Annotated in this window: 24 protein-coding genes; 10 read left to right on the top strand and 14 right to left on the bottom strand. The window is 42.2% G+C overall.

Annotated elements, in window-relative coordinates:
• The 12 genes from nuoL to IQ13_RS09215 all read right to left on the bottom strand — a co-directional run bounded on the left by nuoL (position 1) and on the right by IQ13_RS09215 (position 9779).
• The gene (gene nuoL, locus IQ13_RS09160; RefSeq protein WP_144886044.1) at positions 1-1962 is read right to left on the bottom strand and encodes an NADH-quinone oxidoreductase subunit L; all 1962 of its coding nucleotides are present in this window, start codon (positions 1960-1962) and stop codon (positions 1-3) included.
• Positions 1963-1966: 4 nt separating this feature from the next.
• Positions 1967-2281 (bottom strand): NADH-quinone oxidoreductase subunit NuoK, encoded by a 315-nt coding sequence (gene nuoK / locus IQ13_RS09165; protein ID WP_144886045.1) that lies wholly within the window; start codon positions 2279-2281, stop codon positions 1967-1969.
• Entirely contained in the window at positions 2278-2793 is a 516-nt protein-coding gene (locus IQ13_RS09170) for an NADH-quinone oxidoreductase subunit J family protein (protein ID WP_144886046.1), read from the bottom strand. The genes nuoK and IQ13_RS09170 overlap by 4 nt, the downstream gene beginning before the upstream one ends.
• Positions 2794-2821: 28 nt before the next feature.
• Positions 2822-3316 carry a 4Fe-4S binding protein gene (locus IQ13_RS09175; RefSeq protein WP_242009516.1) on the bottom strand — a complete coding sequence of 165 codons (495 nt, stop codon included), beginning with the start codon at positions 3314-3316 and terminating at the stop codon, positions 2822-2824.
• Positions 3317-3473: 157 nt separating this feature from the next.
• Positions 3474-4550, bottom strand: a complete 1077-nt coding sequence (gene nuoH / locus IQ13_RS09180) for an NADH-quinone oxidoreductase subunit NuoH (RefSeq protein WP_144886047.1) — start codon at positions 4548-4550, stop codon at positions 3474-3476.
• A gap of 70 nt (positions 4551-4620) precedes the next feature.
• Positions 4621-5736 (bottom strand): NADH-quinone oxidoreductase subunit D, encoded by a 1116-nt coding sequence (locus tag IQ13_RS09185; protein ID WP_144886048.1) that lies wholly within the window; start codon positions 5734-5736, stop codon positions 4621-4623.
• Positions 5737-5818: 82 nt separating this feature from the next.
• A complete protein-coding gene (locus tag IQ13_RS09190; protein WP_144886049.1) occupies positions 5819-6283 on the bottom strand; it encodes an NADH-quinone oxidoreductase subunit C in 465 nt (154 codons plus the stop codon).
• Entirely contained in the window at positions 6280-6822 is a 543-nt protein-coding gene (locus IQ13_RS09195) for an NADH-quinone oxidoreductase subunit B (RefSeq protein ID WP_144886050.1), read from the bottom strand. Before IQ13_RS09195 ends, IQ13_RS09190 begins: the two co-directional genes overlap by 4 nt.
• 19 nt (positions 6823-6841) lie before the next feature.
• Positions 6842-7192: an NADH-quinone oxidoreductase subunit A gene (locus IQ13_RS09200; protein WP_144886051.1), complete on the bottom strand. Its 351-nt coding sequence runs from the start codon at positions 7190-7192 to the stop codon at positions 6842-6844.
• A 189-nt stretch (positions 7193-7381) separates the two neighbouring features.
• Positions 7382-8101 carry a ferredoxin--NADP reductase gene (locus IQ13_RS09205; RefSeq protein WP_144886052.1) on the bottom strand — a complete coding sequence of 240 codons (720 nt, stop codon included), beginning with the start codon at positions 8099-8101 and terminating at the stop codon, positions 7382-7384.
• A gap of 233 nt (positions 8102-8334) precedes the next feature.
• On the bottom strand, positions 8335-8751 hold the full coding sequence (locus IQ13_RS09210) for a lipocalin-like domain-containing protein (protein WP_144886053.1): 417 nt from the start codon (positions 8749-8751) through the stop codon (positions 8335-8337).
• A gap of 194 nt (positions 8752-8945) precedes the next feature.
• The gene (locus tag IQ13_RS09215; RefSeq protein WP_242009517.1) at positions 8946-9779 is read right to left on the bottom strand and encodes a dienelactone hydrolase family protein; all 834 of its coding nucleotides are present in this window, start codon (positions 9777-9779) and stop codon (positions 8946-8948) included.
• A 287-nt stretch (positions 9780-10066) separates the two neighbouring features.
• On the opposite strand from IQ13_RS09215, the gene atpD reads away from it, so the two are divergent.
• From atpD to IQ13_RS09235, 4 genes are all read left to right on the top strand, one after another.
• Positions 10067-11566 (top strand): F0F1 ATP synthase subunit beta, encoded by a 1500-nt coding sequence (atpD, locus tag IQ13_RS09220; protein ID WP_144886054.1) that lies wholly within the window; start codon positions 10067-10069, stop codon positions 11564-11566.
• An 86-nt stretch (positions 11567-11652) separates the two neighbouring features.
• A complete protein-coding gene (gene atpC / locus IQ13_RS09225) occupies positions 11653-11904 on the top strand; it encodes an ATP synthase F1 subunit epsilon (RefSeq protein ID WP_144886055.1) in 252 nt (83 codons plus the stop codon).
• A 107-nt stretch (positions 11905-12011) separates the two neighbouring features.
• The gene (locus IQ13_RS09230) at positions 12012-13907 is read left to right on the top strand and encodes a DUF4139 domain-containing protein (protein WP_144886056.1); all 1896 of its coding nucleotides are present in this window, start codon (positions 12012-12014) and stop codon (positions 13905-13907) included.
• Between the two features lie 165 nt (positions 13908-14072).
• Positions 14073-15134, top strand: coding sequence for a VOC family protein (locus tag IQ13_RS09235; protein WP_144886057.1), 1062 nt, complete (start codon positions 14073-14075; stop codon positions 15132-15134).
• A gap of 66 nt (positions 15135-15200) precedes the next feature.
• Here the strand turns inward: IQ13_RS09235 and IQ13_RS09240 are convergent, their stop codons facing one another.
• Complete coding sequence (locus IQ13_RS09240) at positions 15201-15755, bottom strand: YqgE/AlgH family protein (protein ID WP_144886266.1); 555 nt, start codon at positions 15753-15755, stop codon at positions 15201-15203.
• Positions 15756-15912: 157 nt separating this feature from the next.
• Between IQ13_RS09240 and IQ13_RS09245 the strand changes: the two genes are divergently transcribed.
• Positions 15913-17241 (top strand): sensor histidine kinase, encoded by a 1329-nt coding sequence (locus IQ13_RS09245; RefSeq protein WP_144886058.1) that lies wholly within the window; start codon positions 15913-15915, stop codon positions 17239-17241.
• A 3-nt stretch (positions 17242-17244) separates the two neighbouring features.
• Here IQ13_RS09245 and IQ13_RS09250 read toward each other — a convergent pair whose 3' ends face one another.
• Entirely contained in the window at positions 17245-17652 is a 408-nt protein-coding gene (locus IQ13_RS09250; protein ID WP_144886059.1) for a DUF3052 domain-containing protein, read from the bottom strand.
• Between the two features lie 219 nt (positions 17653-17871).
• Between IQ13_RS09250 and mraZ the strand changes: the two genes are divergently transcribed.
• From mraZ to IQ13_RS09275, 5 genes are read left to right on the top strand one after another with little or no spacing between them, the layout of a single operon-like run.
• Positions 17872-18321 carry a division/cell wall cluster transcriptional repressor MraZ gene (mraZ, locus tag IQ13_RS09255; protein WP_144886060.1) on the top strand — a complete coding sequence of 150 codons (450 nt, stop codon included), beginning with the start codon at positions 17872-17874 and terminating at the stop codon, positions 18319-18321.
• 14 nt (positions 18322-18335) lie between these two features.
• Positions 18336-19292: a 16S rRNA (cytosine(1402)-N(4))-methyltransferase RsmH gene (rsmH, locus tag IQ13_RS09260; protein ID WP_144886061.1), complete on the top strand. Its 957-nt coding sequence runs from the start codon at positions 18336-18338 to the stop codon at positions 19290-19292.
• A gap of 60 nt (positions 19293-19352) precedes the next feature.
• Positions 19353-19679: an FtsL-like putative cell division protein gene (locus IQ13_RS09265; protein ID WP_144886062.1), complete on the top strand. Its 327-nt coding sequence runs from the start codon at positions 19353-19355 to the stop codon at positions 19677-19679.
• Positions 19679-21784 carry a PASTA domain-containing penicillin-binding protein gene (locus tag IQ13_RS09270; RefSeq protein ID WP_144886063.1) on the top strand — a complete coding sequence of 702 codons (2106 nt, stop codon included), beginning with the start codon at positions 19679-19681 and terminating at the stop codon, positions 21782-21784. Before IQ13_RS09265 ends, IQ13_RS09270 begins: the two co-directional genes overlap by 1 nt.
• Entirely contained in the window at positions 21784-23250 is a 1467-nt protein-coding gene (locus IQ13_RS09275) for a UDP-N-acetylmuramoyl-L-alanyl-D-glutamate--2,6-diaminopimelate ligase (protein WP_144886064.1), read from the top strand. The genes IQ13_RS09270 and IQ13_RS09275 overlap by 1 nt, the downstream gene beginning before the upstream one ends.
• Positions 23251-23273 lie beyond the last annotated feature (23 nt).

A 23273-nucleotide genomic window follows, 5' to 3' on the forward strand; every position in this document is an offset into this window, starting at 1 on the left:
TTATGGTTTCCAGATGTAAATAAATATGATCACAAGTGCAGCAATACCGCCAAAGAAATACAGCAGATAATTCTGCACTTTACCCGATTGCAATGTTTTAATCAGGTTCGATATCCAACCTGTTGCTGCAGCAATACCATTCATCAGGCCATCAATAATGTTTTTGTCGATCCATGCTGCCGGGCGACCGATAAGATTAAAGACAAGCTTTTTTGTGATGAACAGGTACAACTCATCGATATAGAATTTTTTATACGCTGCTTTGTATAAACCGCCGAGTGCTGTTGCCAAACGTTCGGGTTTATCATTTGCTGTTTTGTACAACCACATCGCCAGCAGAATGCCGCCAATACCCAATGCAAGTGGGGCAGCAGCAAAGCTGAGATGAAACTCTGAAGCCAATGCAGTACCATCGCTTGAAACATAATTACCGAAATGGATAAAGCCTGCCGCAACACTGCATACAGCCAATAAGATCAATGGTAATTTCATTGACAATGTTCCTTCGCCGTGATGATGATCGTGTACTGCAGCTTCTTTGTTCCAGAAAATGGAGAAATACAAACGGAACATATAGAAAGCGGTGAGGCCGGATGTAAGCAAGGCGATCACATACACAACCATACTTTTGTTATAAGCCGCTAACAGAATTTCTTCTTTGCTGAAGAAACCTGCAAATGGCCAAATACCTGCAATCGCTAAACATGCAATTAAGAAACTGATATGTGTAATCGGCATCAATTTGCGTAAGCCGCCCATGTCTTTCATTTCGTTGCTGTGTACTAAATGAATCACCGCACCTGCACCAAGGAACAATAGCGATTTAAAGAAGGCGTGTGTAAACAGGTGAAACATGGATGCGGTATAACCAAGACCCTGCCCGACTGAATCGGTCAGGCGGGCATTCTCACCACCATAACCACTTACACCTAAAGCAAACATCATGTATCCGATCTGGCTCATGGTAGAGTAGGCGAGTACACGTTTAATATCTGTTTGTGTACATGCAATGATGGCTGCAAACAGTGCAGAGGTAACACCAATGATGGTTACAACAGTTAACGCATCGCTGTTAATAGAGAAAACAGGAAATAGTCTTGCAACAAGAAACACACCGGCAACAACCATGGTTGCAGCGTGGATTAATGCTGAAACGGGCGTAGGACCTTCCATTGCATCGGGTAACCAGATGTGCAACGGAAACATCGCACTCTTACCTGCACCACCCATAAACACCATCACCAATCCCCAGGTTAACGCTGAGACACCAAGGAAGGATGCCGATGTAATGGCTAAGAACTGTGAAGATTGCTGTGTGGTTAAGTTATGAATAATGGTGTTGAAGTCTAAACTTTCACCATAAAATGCGAGGATTAAAATGCCGATGAGAAAACCAAGATCGGCAAAGCGTGTAACAATAAATGCTTTTTTCGATGCAGCTACAGCAGATGGTTTCTGGAAATAATAACCGATGAGTAAGTAGGATGATGCACCCACCAGTTCCCAGAACATGTAGATCTGGAACAGATTGGATGATACAACGAGACCCAACATGGAGAATGTAAACAAGCCAAGGAATGCGTAGTACGTTGCAAACCGTTCTTCACCTTTCATATAACCAAGGCTGAAGATGTGCACCATCAGCGAAACAAACGTAACCACAACCAGCATCATCACCGAAATAGGATCGAGCAGAATGCCCATATCGATCGACACATTTTCACTGAACGTAAGCCAGGTATATTTTACAGCGGTAATACTTTGGTATGCATCACCCACTTTTCCATTCACAAAAAAGTATTGGTAAGCAGTGTAGAGTGATAAACCTGCTGCAACAAGTAACAACATTGTAGCTATTATACCTGCCGACTGGTTAAAATATTTTCGCCCAAACAAACCCAGCAGTACAAATGCTGCCAGTGGCAAAAGCGGAATCAGGGCAATGTATGATGAGTAGTTCATGGCTTTAATATTTCATGTCAGTTGCATCTTCCACATCAATTGATTTGTGACTGCGGTAAAGATTAATGATGATGGCAATTGCCACCGCAGCTTCTGCAGCAGCAATGGTTACAATAAATATGGTGAAGAAGATGCCGTCTAACTTGTCGGGGTAGAGATATTTGTTAAACACCACAAAGTTGATGTTGACGCTGTTCAGGATCAGTTCAATTGCCATCAGCATCGTAATCATATTACGACGGGTAAACAAACCATACATGCCGATAAAGAACAGCGCTGTGCTGACGAATAGAATATGTGAAATGGGTATATCGCTCATTTTTCTTCGGGTTTTGTTTTAAGGGCAATCACAATACAACCAACCATTGCTGCAAGCAGGAGAATACTCACTACTTCAAACGGTAATGCATAACCGCCTTGTTCTGTATTAAGCATGGCATTACCAATGCGGGCTACATCATTATCAAACGGCTGATCGATTGCAGGAAATCCGTATTGATCGATGAGTAAAAAGGTAAACGCAAAACCAAACAGCACAGCCAATGCGCCTGCAATTGTTCGTAACAGCGGAGCCTTCGGCATTTCTTTTCCTGATTGCTGTGTAAGAAATATGGAAAAAATGATGAGTACAACAATACCGCCAACGTACACCACAATTTGTACAGCAGCAATGAACTGCACATCCATCCAGAAGTACAAGGCGGCAATACCAATTAACGAAAATAACAACCAGATTGCCGAACGGAAAATCTTACGGCTGGTTACCGATAAAACACCCATGCTCAGAATAAATGCTGAGATGAGATAAAATATGATTTGTGATGCTGTCATTTCTATTCTTTGTAAAACCAATGATCAATTACTCGATACCTGCACGGATCTTTGAACCGGGCTTATTTAATTTTTTCGTCAGCTGACTTCTATCAAACACACTATGTTCAAATGTTTGTGCCATTTTAATAGCATCCGTTGGGCAAGCTTCTACGCACAGGTTACACATCGTACACAGTTCAAGATGATACACAAATGTGTCGATCGCTTTTTTCTTCTTTCCTGTTTCTGCATCTACATCAAACTTGGTAATGATCTTGATCGTTGCATTCGGACAAGCCAGTTCGCAAGCTGTACAACCGGTACAGGCATGCTCATTGTTCTCATCATGAATCATTACCACTTCGCCTTTGAAGCGTTCGGGTAACACCAGTGTATCCCTGTTATCAGGATATTGTTGTGTAATGATTTCTTTGTGGTGGGTGAAATAGTAACCGGTACGTTTCATACCTGTTGCCAGCGATTTTATCGCACCCCAGATGTCTTGTATGTATTGTTTTAAAAACATGGCCTCATCCTCCATCTCCTTCTCCTGTAGAGAAGGAGCGGTACTTTTGATTTTTATTTAAACATCAAATCTTCCACTTCAACATTTATTCTTTATTCAACAAATCAACACTTTCAAATAAGCTGGCGTTGTGCCTTGCTCTCCTCCCTTTCAGGGGAGGTTGGGAGGGGTTTCAAAAATGCCAACCCATAATTGCAATCAATGTTACCAGCAGTAAATTGAACATGCTGATGGGTAATAAATATTTCCACTCCAGGTTCAGCAGCTGATCGATCCGTAAACGGGGGAAGGTCCAGCGGAACCACATGATCACAAAAATTAAAAAGAAGGTTTTGCCAAAGAACCATACGCTCGATGGGATCCAATCCATCACACCGTTAAATGCATGCCAATTACCAATATGAAACGGCATCCATCCACCTAAGAATAAAGTAGCACCAATGGCACACACAATAAACACATTCACATATTCTGCAAGAAAGAAAAGAGCGAATTTCATTCCCGAATATTCTGTATGAAAACCTGCAGTCAGTTCACTTTCTGCTTCAGCCAGATCAAATGGTGCACGGTTTGTTTCGGCTGTAACCGCAATAATGAAAATGATAAAGGCGATGATGACAGGAATATGTCCTTTAAACAACCACCAACCGTTTTCCTGTGCCTGGATAATATCGCTGATACGCAAACTGCCTGTTAATACAACAATGGCAAGCACAGCAAGACCGGCAGATAATTCGTAGCTCACAATCTGTGCACCGCTGCGCATGGCACCCAGCAACGAATATTTATTATTGCTGGCCCAGCCTGCCATTAAGATACTAATGACAGAAATGGATGATACAGCAGAGATATACAATACGCCGATGTTCAAATCCCACAGTTGAAAATCTTTTGCAAACGCAATGGGTGCAAGCAGCAGCATGGCAACGATCATGGCAACAAACGGTGCAACGTTGAACAACAATTTATCTGCACCACCGGGTGTCATGCCTTCTTTCACCAATAACTTCAATGTATCAGCTAACGATTGCAACATTCCTTTTGGTCCTACACGATTTGGTCCGAGACGGATTTGTATCCATGCCGATACTTTACGTTCCATAATTACCAAAACCAATCCGAGAGCGGCAAACAAACCAATTACGGCAACACCTGCAATCACCATTTCCACAATCAATGCCCATGTAGGGCTCATGTTTGCGTTGAGCCATTGATCAATATTTGCTGCTATGTTACTTAAGCTCCACATTCGATTTTCGATTTATGATTTCTGATTGCTGATTCACCTCTGAAACCTGCAATCGCCATTCTGAAATTCTTTATCGGTCAATATCCGGTATCACCAGATCCAATGTTCCCATCGCTGCAATCAAGTCGCCGATCTTTCCACCTTTCACCAAATGATTTAACGCTGATAAATTGGAGAACCCCGGCGAACGGAATTTAATTCTGTAAGGCGTAGTGCCACCTTCACTTACAATATATACACCTAACTCACCACGTGCTGTTTCAGCTTTGCTGTAGAATTCACCTTTGGGTAATTTCAATACCGCTTTTGTTTTTGCCTGGAACTCACCATCGGGAATATTATCGATCAGTTGTTCAATAATGCGAACCGATTGCTGCATTTCACGAATACGTACCATGTAACGTGCAAACGAATCGCAGCCATCTTCCAATACTTCATCAAACTCCAGCTTGTCATAAATCTCATACGGATAAAGCTTGCGTACATCGCTGCTTACACCGCTGCCTCTTGCTACTGGTCCTGTACAACCGTAGGAGATCACATCTTCAGGTGAAATAATACCCACACCTTTCATACGGTTCTGGAAAATGATGTTACCCGTTACCAGTTCATCGTATTCGTGGATCTTACGTTTATAAAGTTGTAAAAAGTCTTTTACTCTTTGTTGAAAGTTGGGATGAAGATCATGCATCACACCGCCGGGCACCATATAGTTCATGGTTAAGCGTGCACCACATGTTTCTTCCATGATATCGTTGATGACTTCACGTTCACGAAACGCATGAAAGAAAGGCGTGAAGGCTCCAAGATCCATAGCCATTGCTCCCCACCATAGTTCATGCGAGGCAAGACGTGTCAGTTCATCCATCAGCACACGGATCACTTGTGCACGTGGCGGCACTTCCAGCTGCAAACCTTTTTCCACGCACATGGCACATGCATGGTTGTTGATGTGTGCAGAAAGATAATCCATACGGCTTGTTACATAAATGAACTGGCGATAGGTAAGGCTCTCACACATTTTTTCAATAGAGCGGTGAATGTAACCGAGATGCGGTTCTACATTCTTGATGGTTTCGCCATTGAGCGTTACAACCAAATGCAACACACCATGTGTGGCAGGATGCTGCGGCCCCATGTTAATAATCAAATCGCCTTCCGTTGTTGTGCCTACTTCTTCAAACATGCCAATGTTCTCCTTAAGAGAATTTTTTGTTTTTAAAGTTCGTTCTGTTATTCTTGCCTTACTCCCCTTCAGGGGATGGGGGCTATAGTCTGATCATGTTAATCGGATCTTCAAAATCTTTCAGTAATGGTTTCTTTCCTTCCCAGCCATCAGGTAAAATCAATAAACGCAGATCAGGATGGTTCAGGAATTGCACACCAAACAATTCATACACTTCACGTTCATGAAATTCTGCCGTGCGCCAGATATGTGCAACCGTTTCTATTTCGGGATTGGTACGATCGAGTTTTGCTTTTACAACCAGCTCGTGTTTGTGCATGGTTGAGCGGAGATGATACACCATGGTAAGATGTGTTTTCCAGTCAACACAGGTTAAGCAAAACAGGAAATTGAATTGCAGTTCGGGAACGTTGCGTAAGCTTTGTGCAAACGACAACCAATTGGATGCGTCAATGTTTGCAGTAAGCCAGCCGTTTGCATCTGCTTCATCAATAACAGCAGTTGCGGCTAACTCACCAAGGGTCGTCTTTAATTCTTCGTTCGTCATACGCTTTCTTTTCCCTCTCTTATTTGTTCACGGGTTAAACCCATTTTAATTTTTTGTTGAAGTGTGATTAACGCATGTAACAATGCTTCGGGCCGTGGCGGACAACCGGCAACATACACATCAACCGGTATTACATGATCAGCTCCTTTTACAACAGAGTATGTATTATAAAAGAAAGGACCACCGCTGATAGCGCATGCACCCATTGCAATTACATATTTGGGATCGGCCATCTGATCGTACAAACGTTTCAGTACAGGCGCCATTTTATTTACAATGGTTCCCGCTATAATAATGACGTCGGCCTGGCGTGGCGTAGCACGTGCCACTTCAAATCCAAAACGGGAGAAATCGTATTTCGCACCAGCGGTACTCATCATTTCAATACCACAGCAGCTGGTAGCAAATGTTAATGGCCATAAGGAGTTGGAACGTGCCCAGTTGATGACATCATCCAGTTTACTGAGAACGATGCCGCCACCGGGTGTTTCATGTATCTCTCCGGGAAAATCACTTGCTGTATGTTGTTGTGTTATCATCCGGTACTGTTTGTAAATGTTATTTCCATTTCAACGCACCTTTCTTGTGTGCGTATAAAAAGCCCATGAATAAAATGAAAAAGAAAATAATGATTTCAACAAGGGCAAGCAGGCCAACTTTTTTAGCAGCAACTGCCCATGGATATAAAAAGATCAACTCCACATCGAAGATGAGGAAGAGAAGTGCAAATAAATAATAACCGACATTAAACTGTACCCAGCTGGGGCCACGGGTAGGGATACCACTTTCGTAAGGCTCGGCTTTTTGCTTATTCTTTGTGGCTTTGGTTACCACTTTAGCGATAAGAATAGCACCGGCCGAAAAGGCAATGGCAGCAAGAATTAAAACAATGAGTGAAGCAGCACCCATATGCGTTTGGTTTGTTTGAAGATTTAATATACATCATTTATTGAATCCTCAATTATGCAACGCATAAAAGTTATTCAGATTTAATAAAGTGATGTATGATTTGCGAGGTGAAGGTCGATGCTGTACAATTTTCAAGCAGTGATTATCATCATACAAAAAACTGTTTCACCTCACAAACATCATCATCAATTAACCATACAGTTCCTGATGAATAGCTTTTTTATCGTAGCCCATTTCCATGATGCGTTTTTTTGTTTCATCAATCATGGCTTTCCATCCGCAAAGGAAAAAGCTTGCGTCCTGTTTGTTGGCGCAGAGTTCTTCGTATATCGGGTGTACATAACCGGAACGGCCTTCCCATTCTTCTCTCGAAAGCGTGGGTATGTAATGGAAGCTTGGTAATTCTTTCTGCAGTTGTGTTAATTCTTCGTAATACAGCAGATCGGCTTTTTTACGGGTACCAAACAACAGGTAAATATTCTTGTGGGGGATGTTGTGCATTTTAATGTACTGCGACATACTGCGGAAAGGAGCAATACCCGTACCGGTGCAGATGAAGAAAATATCTTTTTCAATTTTTTCGGGTAATGTAAATACACCCATGGCACCACGTACCGGAAATTGTGTGCCTACAACTGCATTTGCAAATAACCAGGTAGTACCGGCGCCTTGTTCGTTTAATACAATCAACAGTTCAAAAACATTTGTGCCATCGGGTGGTGAGGCAATGCTGTAGCTGCGTAAGCGTTTGCTTTGCTGTTCGTGAATAGGAAATTCGAGTTGTACAAACTGTCCGGGTTTGAAATCGAACACATCAATTTCGGCAAGTTGTATCCAGTAACGTTTTGTGTTGGGAGTTTCATCCACAATACGGATGATGGTACCGGTTCGCCAGGGTTGTAGCGCCATTAGTTTCAGTTTTAATGCCCCAATTTATTTTATCTGTATGGATAAACCAATCTTTTTTTGCGGAAACGAGTGCGGAGTGATGAGGATCAGTTCATACTTAAGGGTTCTGTTTATTAGCTGACAGGTATTAGCTTGTTCTCGTTGGTAATTATCTGTAACAGTATTATAGAACATTGTAAATTAAAAAGAGGAACCTGAGTTCAGGTTCCTCTTTACATGTTAAATCGCTGCTGTTATTGTTTGGTTAAGGTAACAACAAGGGTCTGTCCGCTAAAGCTTTCAGAAATTTCAATGCTCTTACATTTGTTGCTCACATTTCCATCGAAATCATCTCCGTCGCCGGTGTGTGTAATGGTAATTCGGCCATTTACTACATCCCAGGTTCCTGTTCCTTCCGATGATGGACTACATGCTGTACCGGCATCTCTGTAGATTACAGTTTTGTCTGCTTTCAATTCATAGATGTCATCTTTTAAACAGTCTTCAAAAAATAATTGACTGGTAATGTCTTGACCTGCAATGGTGCCCTTGGTTATTTTGTAATTGCCGGCAATGGCAGCAACAGTGTTGTCGCAAGAAGTTTTATCTTCTTTTTTACAGGATGTAAGGATAGCGGATGCAGCAAGGGCTGCAAGAAAGTAATTTTTCATGTGTTGTTTTTTGGTTTAATGCAGCGAATATAGATGCTGCTCATTAGATCGGACTATTTTAGAAGGACAAATTGGTAACTGTGTTGTTTTACCAATGAGTGTGTAAGTAAAATATGATTATTGGTGATACAATATTGTAGAAATGAAAAGGATCTTCAATTGAAGATCCTTTTTCGTTATACTAACTGTATTATTTATTTACCGGGAAATAATGTTTTAAAGAATTCCTTCATATCGTTCCAGCTCGCAGTATCAGCAGCGGCATTGTATTTAATCGGAATCTTGAATTTTTCGCCCATTGCGGTTGCGTTGGGGTTGGTAAAGGCATGCACCGCATCGGCATACTCTTTAAAGGTATAAGTAATACCGGCCGAATCCATTTGCTGTTTGAACGTAGTTACTTCGGCTGCCGGTACAAAAGGGTCGGCTGCGCCATGGCAAACCAGGATTTTTGCTTTCAGCAGATCTTTATTCAACGGCGTACCAACAAGGTTGCCATGGAAACTAACCACACCCTTCACACCCAGTCCCAAACGTGCAGTATTTAATACCATAGCTCCGCCAAAGCAATAACCAATGGCGGCCACATTAGCTGTATCGGTTTGCGGGTAGCTTTTCAGTTTAGCCAAGGCTGCATCCATTCTTGCCTTCGCCATTTGCGGGTTTTGGTAAAACGGTCCTGCTGCTGCACCCGCACTGTCGGGAGTTTCGGCTGTTTTACCATTACCATACATATCCATGGCCATCGCCGTGTAGCCAAGCTTTGCCAGTTCACGGGCACGCATTTTGGCGTAATCGTTCAAACCCCACCATTCCGGAACAATTAAAACCGCCGGGCGGGCACCTTCCATACTTTCATCGTACACAACGAAACCGTTCATGCTTACACTGTCGGCTGTGTAGGTAACATTTTCTTCTTTTAATACAGGTTCTTTTACTTCTGCTTTTTTATCAGCCTCATTGTTGCAGGCAACTGCAGAAAATACAATTGCGGCGAACGCCATCAATCGAATTGCTATTTTTTTCATTGTAAATCAAGTTTTAAGAATAGTAATAACCTGTAAACCGCCAAAAAGTTTACAGGGTGGGCTTTGCCCGAAGGATAAATTACTGAATATGCGGCCGTTTGGATTGATTTTGTAGTGATTCTGCGGTTTCTCGCCGGGTAAAAAGGGACGGATCGGCCCCGGCTACCCCGGTTTTCCCGCTTTTTTCCACGAATCAGAAAATTAGGCCGTTACAAATTGGCAATTCATTCGCTCACACTTACCTTTGCGCCCAGTTTTCAAAACCATTCTTTTAAATAACATTCAATATGGCCAATACTGGTAAGGTAAAACAGGTTATCGGTGCCGTTGTAGACGTTCAGTTCGACGGTCAACTCCCGGAAATTTACAGTGCTCTTGAATTAAAACGTCCAAACGGCGATGTGCTTGTTATGGAAGTTCAGCAGCACCTTGGTGAAGACAGCGTTCGTACAATTGCGATGGACGGTACAGAAGGTCTGGTTCGTGGTATGGAAGTAACCGATACCGGCAAAAACATCCTGATGCCAACCGGTGAGCTGATTAATGGCCGTTTATTTAATGTAACCGGTGATGCGATTGATGGTTTGCCACAGGTAAGCAAGGCTACCGGTCGCCCGATTCACTCAAAGCCCCCGGCTTTCGAAAACCTCAGTACATCTAACGAAATCCTGTTTACAGGTATTAAAGTAATCGATTTGATCGAGCCTTATGCAAAGGGTGGTAAAATTGGTTTGTTTGGTGGTGCTGGTGTAGGTAAAACCGTATTGATCCAGGAATTGATCAACAACATCGCAAAAGGTTATGGTGGTCTTTCTGTATTTGCCGGTGTAGGTGAGCGTACTCGTGAGGGTAACGATCTGTTGCGTGAAATGATTGAAGCGGGCATTATGAAATATGGTGACAACTTCAAGCACAGCATGGAAGAAGGTGGTTGGGATCTTTCTAAAGTAGATATGGAAGGTTTGAAAGAATCAAAAGCAACCTTCGTGTTTGGTCAGATGAACGAACCTCCTGGTGCACGTGCCCGTGTAGCACTTTCCGGTTTAACAATCGCTGAGTACTTCCGTGATGGAGATGGTACCGGCAAAGGAAAAGATATCTTGTTCTTCGTAGATAATATCTTCCGTTTCACACAGGCAGGTTCTGAAGTATCTGCGTTGTTAGGCCGTATGCCTTCAGCGGTAGGTTACCAGCCAACACTTGCTACTGAAATGGGTCTCATGCAGGAGCGTATCACTTCAACACGTAACGGTTCAATTACCTCCGTACAGGCGGTATACGTACCTGCGGATGACTTAACCGATCCGGCGCCTGCAACAACATTTGCTCACCTGGATGCGACTACTGTATTGGATCGTAAGATCGCTGACTTAGGTATCTACCCTGCGGTAAGTCCGTTGGAATCTACTTCACGTATCCTTACGCCAGCTATCGTTGGTGAAGCGCATTATAACACTGCCAACCGTGTGAAACTGATTCTTCAGCGTTACAAGGAACTGCAGGATATCATCGCTATCCTTGGTATGGATGAATTGAGCGAAGAAGATAAAATGACTGTATTCCGTGCACGTAAAGTACAGCGTTTCCTTTCGCAACCATTCCACGTAGCGGAAGCGTTTACCGGTTTGAAAGGTGTATTCGTAAGTATCGAAGACACAATCCGTGGTTTCAATATGATTATGGATGGTGAAGTGGATGAGTATCCTGAAGCAGCCTTTAACCTGGTAGGTACGATTGAAGATGCTATTGAAAAAGGTAAGAAATTACTGGCAGCAGCGAAAGGATAAACCAATTTGAAAATTTGAAGATGGGTTAATTTGAAAATGAAACCCGTCAATTTTCAAATTTTCAAATTCACAAATTTTCAAATTGTATGAATTTAGAAATATTAACTCCACTCGGAAAAACATATAGCGGCGAAGTAATCGGCGTACAGTTACCCGGTATTGATGGTAGCTTTGAAGTGCTCGATAACCACGCTCCGTTGGTGAGTGCATTGAAAGCCGGACAGGTAAAAGTGCTGGTTGAAAAGAACCGCAATGAATCGTACAAGATTCAGGGTGGTTTTGTAGAAGTGCTCAACAACAAGGTAACGGTGCTGGTTGAAGGCAGTGAAGCAGTATAAAGTTTTTCTATACAGGTAAGAATGTAAAAGTCCCGCCGAGCAGGCGGGATTTTTGTTTTATGTAATCCTCCGCTTAGCTGCATCCATCCTTCATAAAACAATTGTTTATGAAAACAGCAGCAGCAATTCTTGTCGTTCTTCTTTCTCCTTTTTTACTCCTTTCACAACAGATAAAACGCACAACTGTCGATACCAAAATGGAGCAGGTAACCGTGTTTACCAAGGGAGCACAGGTAAAACGTACGGGTAAGCAATCACTCGTTGCAGGTAAACAGGAGATCATCTTCACCGGCATTTCCACCGATATTGAAAAGCAGAGTGTACAGGTAAAAGCCGATGGTAAACTCATCATTCTATCGGTGCGTGTGCAGCGTGATTATTTGAAAGAACAGGAGGTAAGAGAAGAAATTAAACAGTTGCAGGAGAGAGTAAGTACACTCAACGATAAAATCAGTATCACAGCAAAAACACTGGATGTATTTAAACAGGAAGAATCCATGCTCATCAAGAATCAGCAGATAGCTGGTTCAACAGTTACACTAAAGCCTGAAGAATTGCGGCAGGCACTCGATTTTCAACGGCAACGCTTAACCGAAGTGCTGAAGCAACAACTCGCTTTGCAAAAAGAAATAGAAGAGTTGAACAAAGAGCGCAACAAGCTCAATAATCAGCTGGCAGAAATGAATCGTAAGTTCGATCTTTCTACCAATGAAATTGTTGTGCTTACTGATGTAAAAGAGACAGCAACAGTTCCTTTCGAGATAACTTATCTCGTACAAAAAGCAGGTTGGTATCCTACGTATAATATCCGTGTAAAAGATGTGGTGAGTAACCTTCAACTCGAAATGAATGCAAATGTTTACCAGACAAGTGGAGAAAACTGGAACAATATCAAACTCGTTTTATCAACCGGCAATCCCAATGAAAATAATTCGAAGCCACTCATTAATCCCTGGTTTATTTCTTATGCCGACGCACAAATGAGCAACTATATGAAGCAATGGTATATTGGCGGAAGTGATCAAATGCTGATGGGAAGAGTAACAGATGACAAGGGTGTTCCTCTTCCAAACGCAAGTGTAGTAGTAAAAGGAACAAACCAGGCTGTAATTACTGATGCCAATGGGTTTTACCGTGTTAAAACAAACGGTGTAGGACAGACGCTGGCTATTTCTTCTGTAGGATATGAGTCATATGAATTTGCTGCGGGAAGAAGTTTTGTCAATGTTTCGTTGAAACCTGCTATGAATAATTTGCAAGAAGTTGTTGTTGTTGGCTACGGAAGTACAGATGGGTATTTAGCCGGAAGTGCTCCCGGCGTTCAAATAAGAGGAACGTCATCAGTGAAAAAAGAAACCAAGTCGATGCCTCTGCAAGTTATCACAACTTTCCAGCCTATCACCGCCCAATACGAAATTCAGGAAGTTGCAACGGTAAATAACGATGGTAAAATAAATACGATCAGCATCAATGAGAAAAGTATTGAAGCTTACTATGAATACTACACGGCACCAAAGCTGGATGAAGCAGCTTATCTCACTGCCAAACTCATCAACTGGCAGGAGCTGAATTTAATTCCCGGTGAAACGAATTTGTTTTTTGAAGGAACATTTCTCGGCAAGTCCTACCTCGATCTGTCAACTGATTCAGATACCTTATCACTTTCATTAGGTGTAGATAAAGGCATTACAGTAAAGCGAACATTGCTGAAAGAGTTCAGCAATAAGAAATTTCTTGGCAGCAATCGTACCGATAACAAACAATATGAAATTGTAATCCGCAACAATAAAAATGTGCCGGTGAATATGATTGTGGAAGATCAGTTCCCGATTTCAACCCTCAAAGAAATTGAAGTGGATGATCTGAAATATGATGGCGGAAAGCTCAACGATGAAACAAAAATCGTTACCTGGACGCATAGGATCGATGCAAAACAATTGAAAAAAATGGAGTTGAAATACAGTGTAAAATACCCGAAGGAAAAGAAGCTGCAACTCGATTAGAAAAGCTGAACCACAAAGACACGAAGGTAAAAAGATATACTAAGGGCTATGTAGGGTTCTATACTTTCCTTTGTGATACGTAGTGTCTTTGTGTCTTCGTGGTTCAAAACCTCTTTTGCAGCAAAAAACTTCTTTCCTATCTTCACGCACTTCAAAATTCTTGATATGCGTAGAATCATCAGTGGTATTCAACAGGTAGGTATTGGCGTAACAAATGCCGACGAAGCTTTTGTATGGTATAACAAACATTTTGGTACCGATGTAGTGGTGTTTAAAGATGCTGCCCGTGCAGAATTAATGAAGCGTTATACAGGTGGCGAAGGACATGAGCGTTATGCCATTCTTGCCATTAATATGCAAGGTGGTGGAGGTTTCGAAATTTGGGAATACCGCAGCCGTAAATCGCAGCCGGCAGCTTTTGAAGTGCAGTTGGGCGACACCGGTATTTTCGTGATCAAAATAAAATGCAAGAATGTAAAAGCGGCGTATGCGGAATATCAGAAAGCCGGCTTGAATTTATTAAGTGCACCGAAAGAAAATCCCGGTGGTATCGAATCATTTTTCTTAAAAGATCCTTACGGAAACATCTTTGAAGTAATGGCCGATGATAACTGGTTTGGCGATACAGGCAGATACACCGGTGGTGTATGTGGTGTAACGATTGGCGTGAGTTCTATTGCCAAAGCAATTCCTTTTTATGAAAAGGTATTGGGTTACGACAAGCAATTGTTTTTAGACGAAGGTCATTACGAAGAGTTCAGCAAAATGCCTGGCGGTCAGCATCATTTTAAACGTGTAATGCTTGGGCATACACGTAAGCAGGAAGGTGCGTTTTCAAAACTGCTTGGTCCAACATACATTGAGTTAGTAGAAGTAACCGATCGTACACCCAAGAAAATATTTGAAAACCGTTACTGGGGCGATCAGGGATATATTCATCTCTGCTTCGATATTAATGGTTACGAAGAACACGAACGCATTTGTAACGAAAATGGTTTTCCGTTTACGGTTGATAGCGCCAACAGTTTCGATATGGGTGAAGCTGCAGGTCACTTCTCGTACAACGAAGATCCGGATGGCACATGGATTGAATATGTAGAAACACATCGTGTACCAATTCTTAAAAAAATCGGCTGGTATTTAAATTTGAAAAACAGGAAACCCGAAAAGCCATTGCCGAACTGGATGGTGAAGAGTTTAAGTTTTTCGAGAGTGAAAGTATCCTGAGCGCAGTCGAAGGAGCTTAGGCGTCCATCGAGCGATAGTCGAGATGGACGTTTGAAAATTTAGTTATCAATTCAACTGCGGATCAATAGGGTAATTGATGAGTTGTGTGTATTGACCGCCCATTGCTTTCAATGAATTTTTCCAGATTAGATCAGTATCTTTTTCAAATACAAGCTGGTTCGAAGCCTCAACGGTTAGCCAGCTTTTTTCTTTCAGTTCACTGTCGAGCTGGCCATTGCTCCAACCGCTGTAGCCAAGATAAAAACGGATCTTATCAAGATCAAGCAAGCCTTGCCGTAACAGTGTAAGTACAATATCAAAATCGCCACCCCAGAAAATGTCTTTTCCTATTTCTTGTCCGCCGGGTATTTCGTTGGGCAGTTGATGCAGAAAATGCAGTGTATCCATTTGTACAGGCCCGCCATAATACACCGGCACATCAAAACCGTCAATATCAGTTATCAATTGATCCAGCGTTTGTTCAAATGTGCGGTTAATGACAAGGCCAAACGTTCCGGTTGCATCGTTGTGTTCGCAAAGAAGCACAACCGTACGCATGAAGTTAGGATCTCGAAGAAAGGGATCAGAAATTAATAATATGCCACTCGCAGGATCAATCATATCAGTAATATACTGCGGAAAATTCAATTTTCCTTCTTTTAACAACCAATGTAAAAGGCACGTTAAAAAGGGGTATTGTTTTTAAATCGGGTATTTCCTTTAATTTTCAAGGGTATTTTTGCAGACTGCCGAAAATTGAATAACTGGAACACAACACATGAAGAAAACATTTCCCGTAATTATTGCATTGATCACGTTATCGTTGATGGGTATTATCTACATCCAGGTATCGTGGTTAAAAAACCTTGCACAGCTGCGGGAAGAGCAGTTGAAGGAAAAGTTGTCAACGGTTATTCAGCAGGTGGGCGATGAAATGGTTATGCAGCGGAGCGATGCATTTAATAATCTCGGGCGTATGCCGGGAATGAAGTTTCGTGGTGATGGCTATGATATTTACAAACAGTTTTCAGTTACCAACCGTTTTACGTTATACGAGATAAGAGAAAAGTTACAGAAAGCCTTTCAACGGCAGAACTTAAGGGATACAAGGTTTGAATTTGCTGTTGCAAGCGACAATGTGTTTGGACATTACGAGCTCAAGTCGCAACATTTCATGGACATGGCAGTGGATACTGTACATAACCTGAAAGTTTGGTATCCGTTGGTTGCTGCAAGCGGCACCTATCTGGAAAGTCTAGCTCCCGATGAAGTATTTGTAATTGTTGTACCCGATGTAAAGAACTACGTTATTCAGTCGTTGGGTTGGATGATTGCAGGTTCGTTGTTGTTTACACTCATCATCATCACTGCCTTCTTCTTAACCATCCGTACGTTGTTGCGTCAGAAAAAGCTCGGCGATATGAAAAACGATTTCATTAACAATATGACGCATGAACTGAAAACACCATTGGCTACTATTTCACTGGCCGTAGATGCGTTGAAGAGCGAAAAAGTATTGAGCAATCCTGATAAGCTCAGCTATTTCACCAATATGATCAAGGATGAAAACAGACGCATGAATAAGCATGTTGAATCGATTTTGCAGGCGGCACAAATGGAGCGGCAGGAAGTACAGTTGAATCTGCGTGAACTGCATGTACACGACATCATCAACAAAGTATTAAGTAACCTGCAACTGCAGATTGAAGAGAAACAGGGCAAGGTAGATGTGCAGCTCAACGCAACCAACGATCTGATGGATGCAGATGAAGTACATCTCACCAACCTCATCAACAACCTTGTTGACAATGCATTGAAATACTCCAAAGATGATTCGTTCCGATTAAACATTGCTACACGCAATGCCGGCAAATTCATACGGATTAGTGTAGAAGATCACGGTATTGGTATGAACAAAGAAACACTGGCAAGAGTGTTCGAAAAATTCTATCGTGCACACACCGGTAATGTACACAACGTAAAAGGTTTTGGTTTAGGCTTAAGCTATGTAAAAACAATGGTGGAGGCACACGGCGGCAAAGTAAAAGCCGATAGTGTGGTTGGTAAGGGCAGTACGTTTACTGTTGATTTGCCGTTGAAGAAATAATCATCATCTCTTCGCCACCGGTATCACTAACTTCAAACCACTCCATTTTTCTGTAACTGCACACACTTTTACATCAACAAAATTATTCGCTAAGGCAAACTGCCGTATCCAGTCTTCGGTAACATCGGTTGCTATTCCCGAACTTTTTTTGTACCAGCTCACCCACACACTAACGTTGCCGCTCAGGCGCTTTTCAATTGTGCTGAATAAGTGATGCAATTCTTTTTGTGAAGTGACGAACAGATGAATAAAGTCTGGACGTTCTTTTGTGCCGCATAATTGTGCAGAACAATCGGCCCCTATCAGCCTCCAATAATCTTCCATTCCACCTGGCGGGTTAAAAATGAACAATCTCATTCCCTCTTTAATTCCGAGTTTCTTCAGCAGCGGTGTACCCGAGTAACCTGTCATGACAAATGTTTAATTCACATTGAAGTTTGGCTTATCCACAGGCTATTCACGCTAATCCACATCTGTTTCCACTAAAATGCTTCCATTTTCCCCCGAAAGCCTTTGCCAGCAGGGCATAGCGGTTTGTGGAAAAAATAAAACTTTCCCGTTTTGGTTCGAAAGTGGGAAAAAGTGTTATTTTGTGTGTAATTGTGTAAGTTTAGAAGTAAACAAGTTTAAATGATTGGTTTTCTGGGAGAATATGAGGTTACGCTCGACGCAAAAGGTCGATTCCTGCTCCCGGCCGGCTTTAAAAAGCAAGTGCCGGAAGAGTGGAACAACCAGTTTGTGATCAGCCGTGGCTTAGACTCATGTCTCACGCTGTACCACACCAAGCATTGGGAACCCATATTCGCCCACATCAGTCAGTTAAACGATTTTGATCCGAAGGTAAGGCAATTCCAACGCTTCTTTTTGAACGGGGCTACTACGGTGGAACTGGATTCTGCAGGTCGTTTGCTCATCCCCGCTCAGCTGAAAGAATATGCAGGGCTCGACAAAGACGTTGTGTTATTTGCCAAAGGGAATAAGATAGAAATATGGGATAGTAATAAGTACAAACAGTTCTTTGAAACCCTTTCGGCCAGCGATTTCAGTAACCTGGCGAATGAGGTGATGGTGAAACCTTAGGTGTTGCAAGAAGTATGGCGAAACAGAAACACATACCAACTGCTGATGATGGCGAGGCCAATCAGCAACAGGACGTTTATCATGTACCTGTACTGTTGATGGAAACTGTTGATGCATTGAACATACAGCCCAACGGTGTGTATGTTGATTGCACATTTGGCGGCGGTGGGCACAGCCGGGAAATATTGAAACGTTTGGGGAAGCATGGTAAACTGGTTGCTTTCGACCAGGACCCCGATGCCAAACGCAATCTCCCTGGTGATGAGCGTATTGTTTTTGTACCGCACAACTTCAAGCATCTTACCCGCTTTTTAAAACTCAACGGTTTTTCAAAAGTGGATGGCATTATGGCCGACCTCGGCGTTTCCAGTCACCAGTTCGATGAAGGTGCAAGAGGCTTTTCTACAAGGTTCGATGGTCCGCTTGATATGCGGATGGATCCATCGCAGCCTGCAACCGCTTCTTCCATTCTTCTCAACTATTCGCAACAGCAACTGCATAAATTGTTTGAACAGTATGGTGAGGTAACCAATGCCAAAACGCTTGCAGCAACAATTGTTCAGCAACGCAAAACCAATCCGTTTCAAACTATTGAGCAGTTGAAACAGGCACTGCAACCGGTGGTAAAGGGTAATCCCAATAAATATTTCGCACAGGTATTTCAGGCATTGCGTATTGAAGTGAATGATGAATTAGGTGTATTGAAGGAGTTGTTAGAGCAGTTGCCTGCAGTACTGAAACCCAAAGGCCGAGCGGCCATCATTTCGTTTCATTCGCTGGAAGACAGATTGGTTAAAAACTTTTTTAAAAAAGGAAGTTTTGAAGAGGAAACCTATAACCCATTTGATCGGGAAATAAAAGAACAAGTCTTTAATGTCCTTTCGAAAAAACCAATCGAAGCTTCTGCTGAAGAGTTGAAGCGAAACCCAAGATCGAGAAGCGCACGCTTGCGTGTTGCCGAAAAAATTTAGACCCATTGTAAAACATTGCGCATAAACAACAACTGAAAACGGGAAAATTACAAACAACCAATGGCAGTAAAAGAGCCGAAGATCGATGTAAAAAAGTGGTTCAATTACCAGTGGATCGTTCGCAACGTTCCATACTTTCTCTTTCTCTCAGTGCTGGCGATCATCTACATCGCCAATGGCCATTATGCCGATAATACCATCCGGAACATTAACAAAACAACCAAAGAGCTACGGGAGCAGGAGTACGAATACAAAACACTGAACGGACGATTAATGTATCAGAATCGTTTGAGTGAAGTAGCAAAAGCAACCGAAGCAATTGGTTTAAAAGAAAATATTCAGCAACCCATCAAATTAACCGACAGTACCAAACTGAAAGACAATTAATGGAAGTTAAAAAAGACATATTGTGGCGTGTGTATCTCGGCTTTCTCGGCCTGGGTGTATTTGGCTTCCTCATTTTAGGGAAAGCTTTTTACACACAGCGTTTCGAAGGTAGCTACTGGAAAAGCATGGGCGATAGTCTGCATACAAAAATCCTCGACCTCGCTGCAGAGCGTGGCACTATTTATAGTGAAGATGGAAGTATGCTCAGTACATCGTTGCCGCAATTTGATATTTATATTGATTTTGGTGCAGATGGTTTGCGTGCAAAAGACGGAAAGAATTTTTACGAGAACATCGATTCCTTAAGTATTTCACTGGCGGGATTATTCAACGATAAAACGGCAGCTGAATACAAAAAGGAACTGAAGCAGGCATATGCAGACAAAGAGCGCTACTATCAGTTGCACAAAAAAGTTTCATTTGAAGAATACAAAGCGTTGCGTTCGTTTCCGTTGGTTCGGTTAGGACGTAACAAAAGTGGTTTTATAGCCGAAGTAAAAACCAAGCGTCTCAATCCGTTTGGTGAGTTAGGTTTCCGCACCATTGGATTGTATCGTGAAAATTCGAAGCTCGTAGGTTTAGAGCGGTCATTTGATAGTGTATTGCGTGGTACAACGGGTAAACGTTTGGTGCGCTATGTAGCAGGCGGTGTATTAATGCCGGTTGAAGGTTTTGAAGTAGAGCCGGAGAATGGGGATGATGTGTACACAACCATTGATGTAAATATCCAGGATATTACTGAGCGTGCATTGATGCGTACCATGACCACCAACGAAGCATTGGAAGGAACCTGTATTGTAATGGAAGTAGCTACAGGAAAAATTAAAGCCATTGCAAATTTGGGTCGTACACCCGAAGGCACCTACTTTGAAACAGATAACTACGCACTGCGTACATCAGAACCCGGTTCAACCATTAAATTGGTTACACTCCTTGCAGCTTTGGAAGATAAGCATGTAACCATCAATGATAATATTGCTATCCATGGCGGCCGTTGGAATTTAAACGGAAGAACCATTGTGGATGATCACCATGGTCCGGAAGTAACAACCATTAAAACGGCCTTTACACAAAGCTCGAATGTGGCGATGAGTAAACTGGCTTATCAATACTATACTGGTAAGCCGAAAGAGTATTACAAACATTTTACAGCACTTCATCTTACCGGTAAAACCGGTATTGAATTAAATGAAGAATTCAGTCCGCTCATCAGAAACCCCAATAAGGTAAAGCCAAAGCAATGGCATCCGCAAACATTGGCATCGTGGGGCTTTGGTTATGAGTTGATGGTATCGCCTCTGCAAATGTTGATGGTGTACAATGCTGTTGCCAACAACGGTAAGATGATGAAGCCTTACCTGTTGAATGAAATAAAAAGTTACGGAACAGTTATTCGCAAAAACAAACCAATTGTTTTAAACGAAGCCATTGCCAGTGAAGCAACCATTAAGCAGTTGCAGGAATGTTTGGCTGCTGTTTGTACAGAAGGTACTGCACGCAAACAGTTTGAAACAGCACCGTACAAAGCAGCCGGTAAAACAGGTACAGCAAAAGTGAATGACGGCAAGTTCAAATACCGTGATGGTGTATATCAATCTGCATTTGCAGGTTATTTCCCGGTTGATGCACCGAAGTACTCCATTATTGTAGTTGTAAAAAACAAACCACATGCAGCAAACTACTATGGTGGTTCGGTAGCAGCACCGGTGTTTAGAGAAATTGCCGATCACTTATATAAATACAGTATCGATAAGCAGCAGCCTTTGCAACTACCTGTACAGGATTCAATGCTGTACACATTTGCAGGCATGAAGAAAGAAGTAAACACGATTGCTTCACAGTTTGGTTTTACATACGCCGATCAGTTAGCTGGTAACTGGCGTCGTTCGTATTTGAAAAATAAAACAGTGCAATCACAAACAGTACAAACATCGAATGCAGTAATGCCCGATGTAAAAGGTATGGGTTTGAAAGATGCTCTGTATGTGTTGGAAACAGCCGGTATGAAAGTACAGGTAACAGGTAAGGGAAGAATTGTAAACACGTCTGTAGCTGCAGGTTCGCCGGTAGCAAAAGGACAGGAAATAATGTTGTATCTCAATTAATGGCGGAGTTAAAAGACATATTGTACAAAGTGCATTTGCGCAGCGTTCACGGTTCAACAACTGTTGAAGTGAAAGATCTGCAGATCGACTCCCGCCATGTGAAAGCAGGCACTTGTTTTATTGCCGTAAAAGGTGTGTCGGTTGATGGACATGCGTACATCGCAAAAGCAGTAGAGCAAGGTGCAGCAGCAATTATCTGCGAACAGTTGCCGGAGCAGTTAAGTGATGCTGTTACCTATGTACAGGTAGCCAACAGTGCAGAAGCGGCCGGTTATATGGCCAACGAGTTCTTCGGAAATGTTACAACACAAATGAAAGTAGTGGGTGTTACCGGCACAAACGGTAAAACAACCATTGCAACATTATTATATAAACTGTTCAGCGGTTTAGGTTACCGCTGCGGATTAATTTCTACCGTGCAGTATCATGTAGGTGGTAAGGTTTATCCATCAACACATACTACACCTGATGTCATTAACCTCAACAGTTTATTAAAAGAAATGTATGATGCAGGTTGCACCTATGTGTTTATGGAGTGCAGCAGTCATGCCATTCACCAGCATCGTATTACCGGTATTCATTTTACCGGTGCGTTATTCAGCAATATCACACACGATCACCTCGACTATCACAAAACATTTGATGAGTATATCAAAGTAAAAAAGAGCTTTTTTGATGGATTAGGGAAAGATGCATTTGCAATCAGCAACAAAGATGATAAGCGGGGTGAAGTGATGTTGCAGAATACAAAAGCAAGGAAGTTGTATTACGGGTTGAAAAATCTTGCCGACTTCAAAGGAAAGATATTAGAAAACAGCCTCACCGGTTTGCAGATGATGGTGAATAATGATGAAGTGCATTTTCGTTTGATCGGTGAGTTTAATGCGTATAATCTGTTAGCTGTTTATGGTGCAGCTGTTTCGATGGGCGAAGACAAACACAAAGTGCTGCAGGTATTAAGCAGCATTACCGGTGCAGAAGGAAGATTTGAATACATCATTTCACGCAACCATCTCATCCTTGGCATTATTGATTATGCACACACGCCTGATGCGTTGGAAAATGTGTTGGGGACGATTAAGAAATTAAGAAGAGGACACGAACAGATCATCGCAGTTGTTGGTTGTGGTGGCGACAGAGATAAAACCAAGCGCCCGGTAATGGGTGAAGTGGCTTGTGAGTTAAGCGATAAAGTGATTTTCACCAGCGATAATCCACGGAGTGAAGATCCGTTGGAAATCCTGGCCGATATGGAATATGGATTGAGCAGTGCAGCAAGAAGAAAATTTATTTCCATTGCCGATCGCAAGGAAGCCATTAAAACAGCAGTAAGTCTGGCAAAAAACGAAGACATTATTCTGATTGCCGGCAAGGGACATGAAAAGTACCAGGAGATCAAAGGTATAAAGTATCCTTTTGATGATAAGCAGGTATTGGAACAAATGTTTGAATTATTAGAACGATGAATGATGAGTAATCAGTGATGAGT

Source organism: Lacibacter cauensis, assembly GCF_007830055.1.
GTDB lineage: Bacteria > Bacteroidota > Bacteroidia > Chitinophagales > Chitinophagaceae > Lacibacter > Lacibacter cauensis.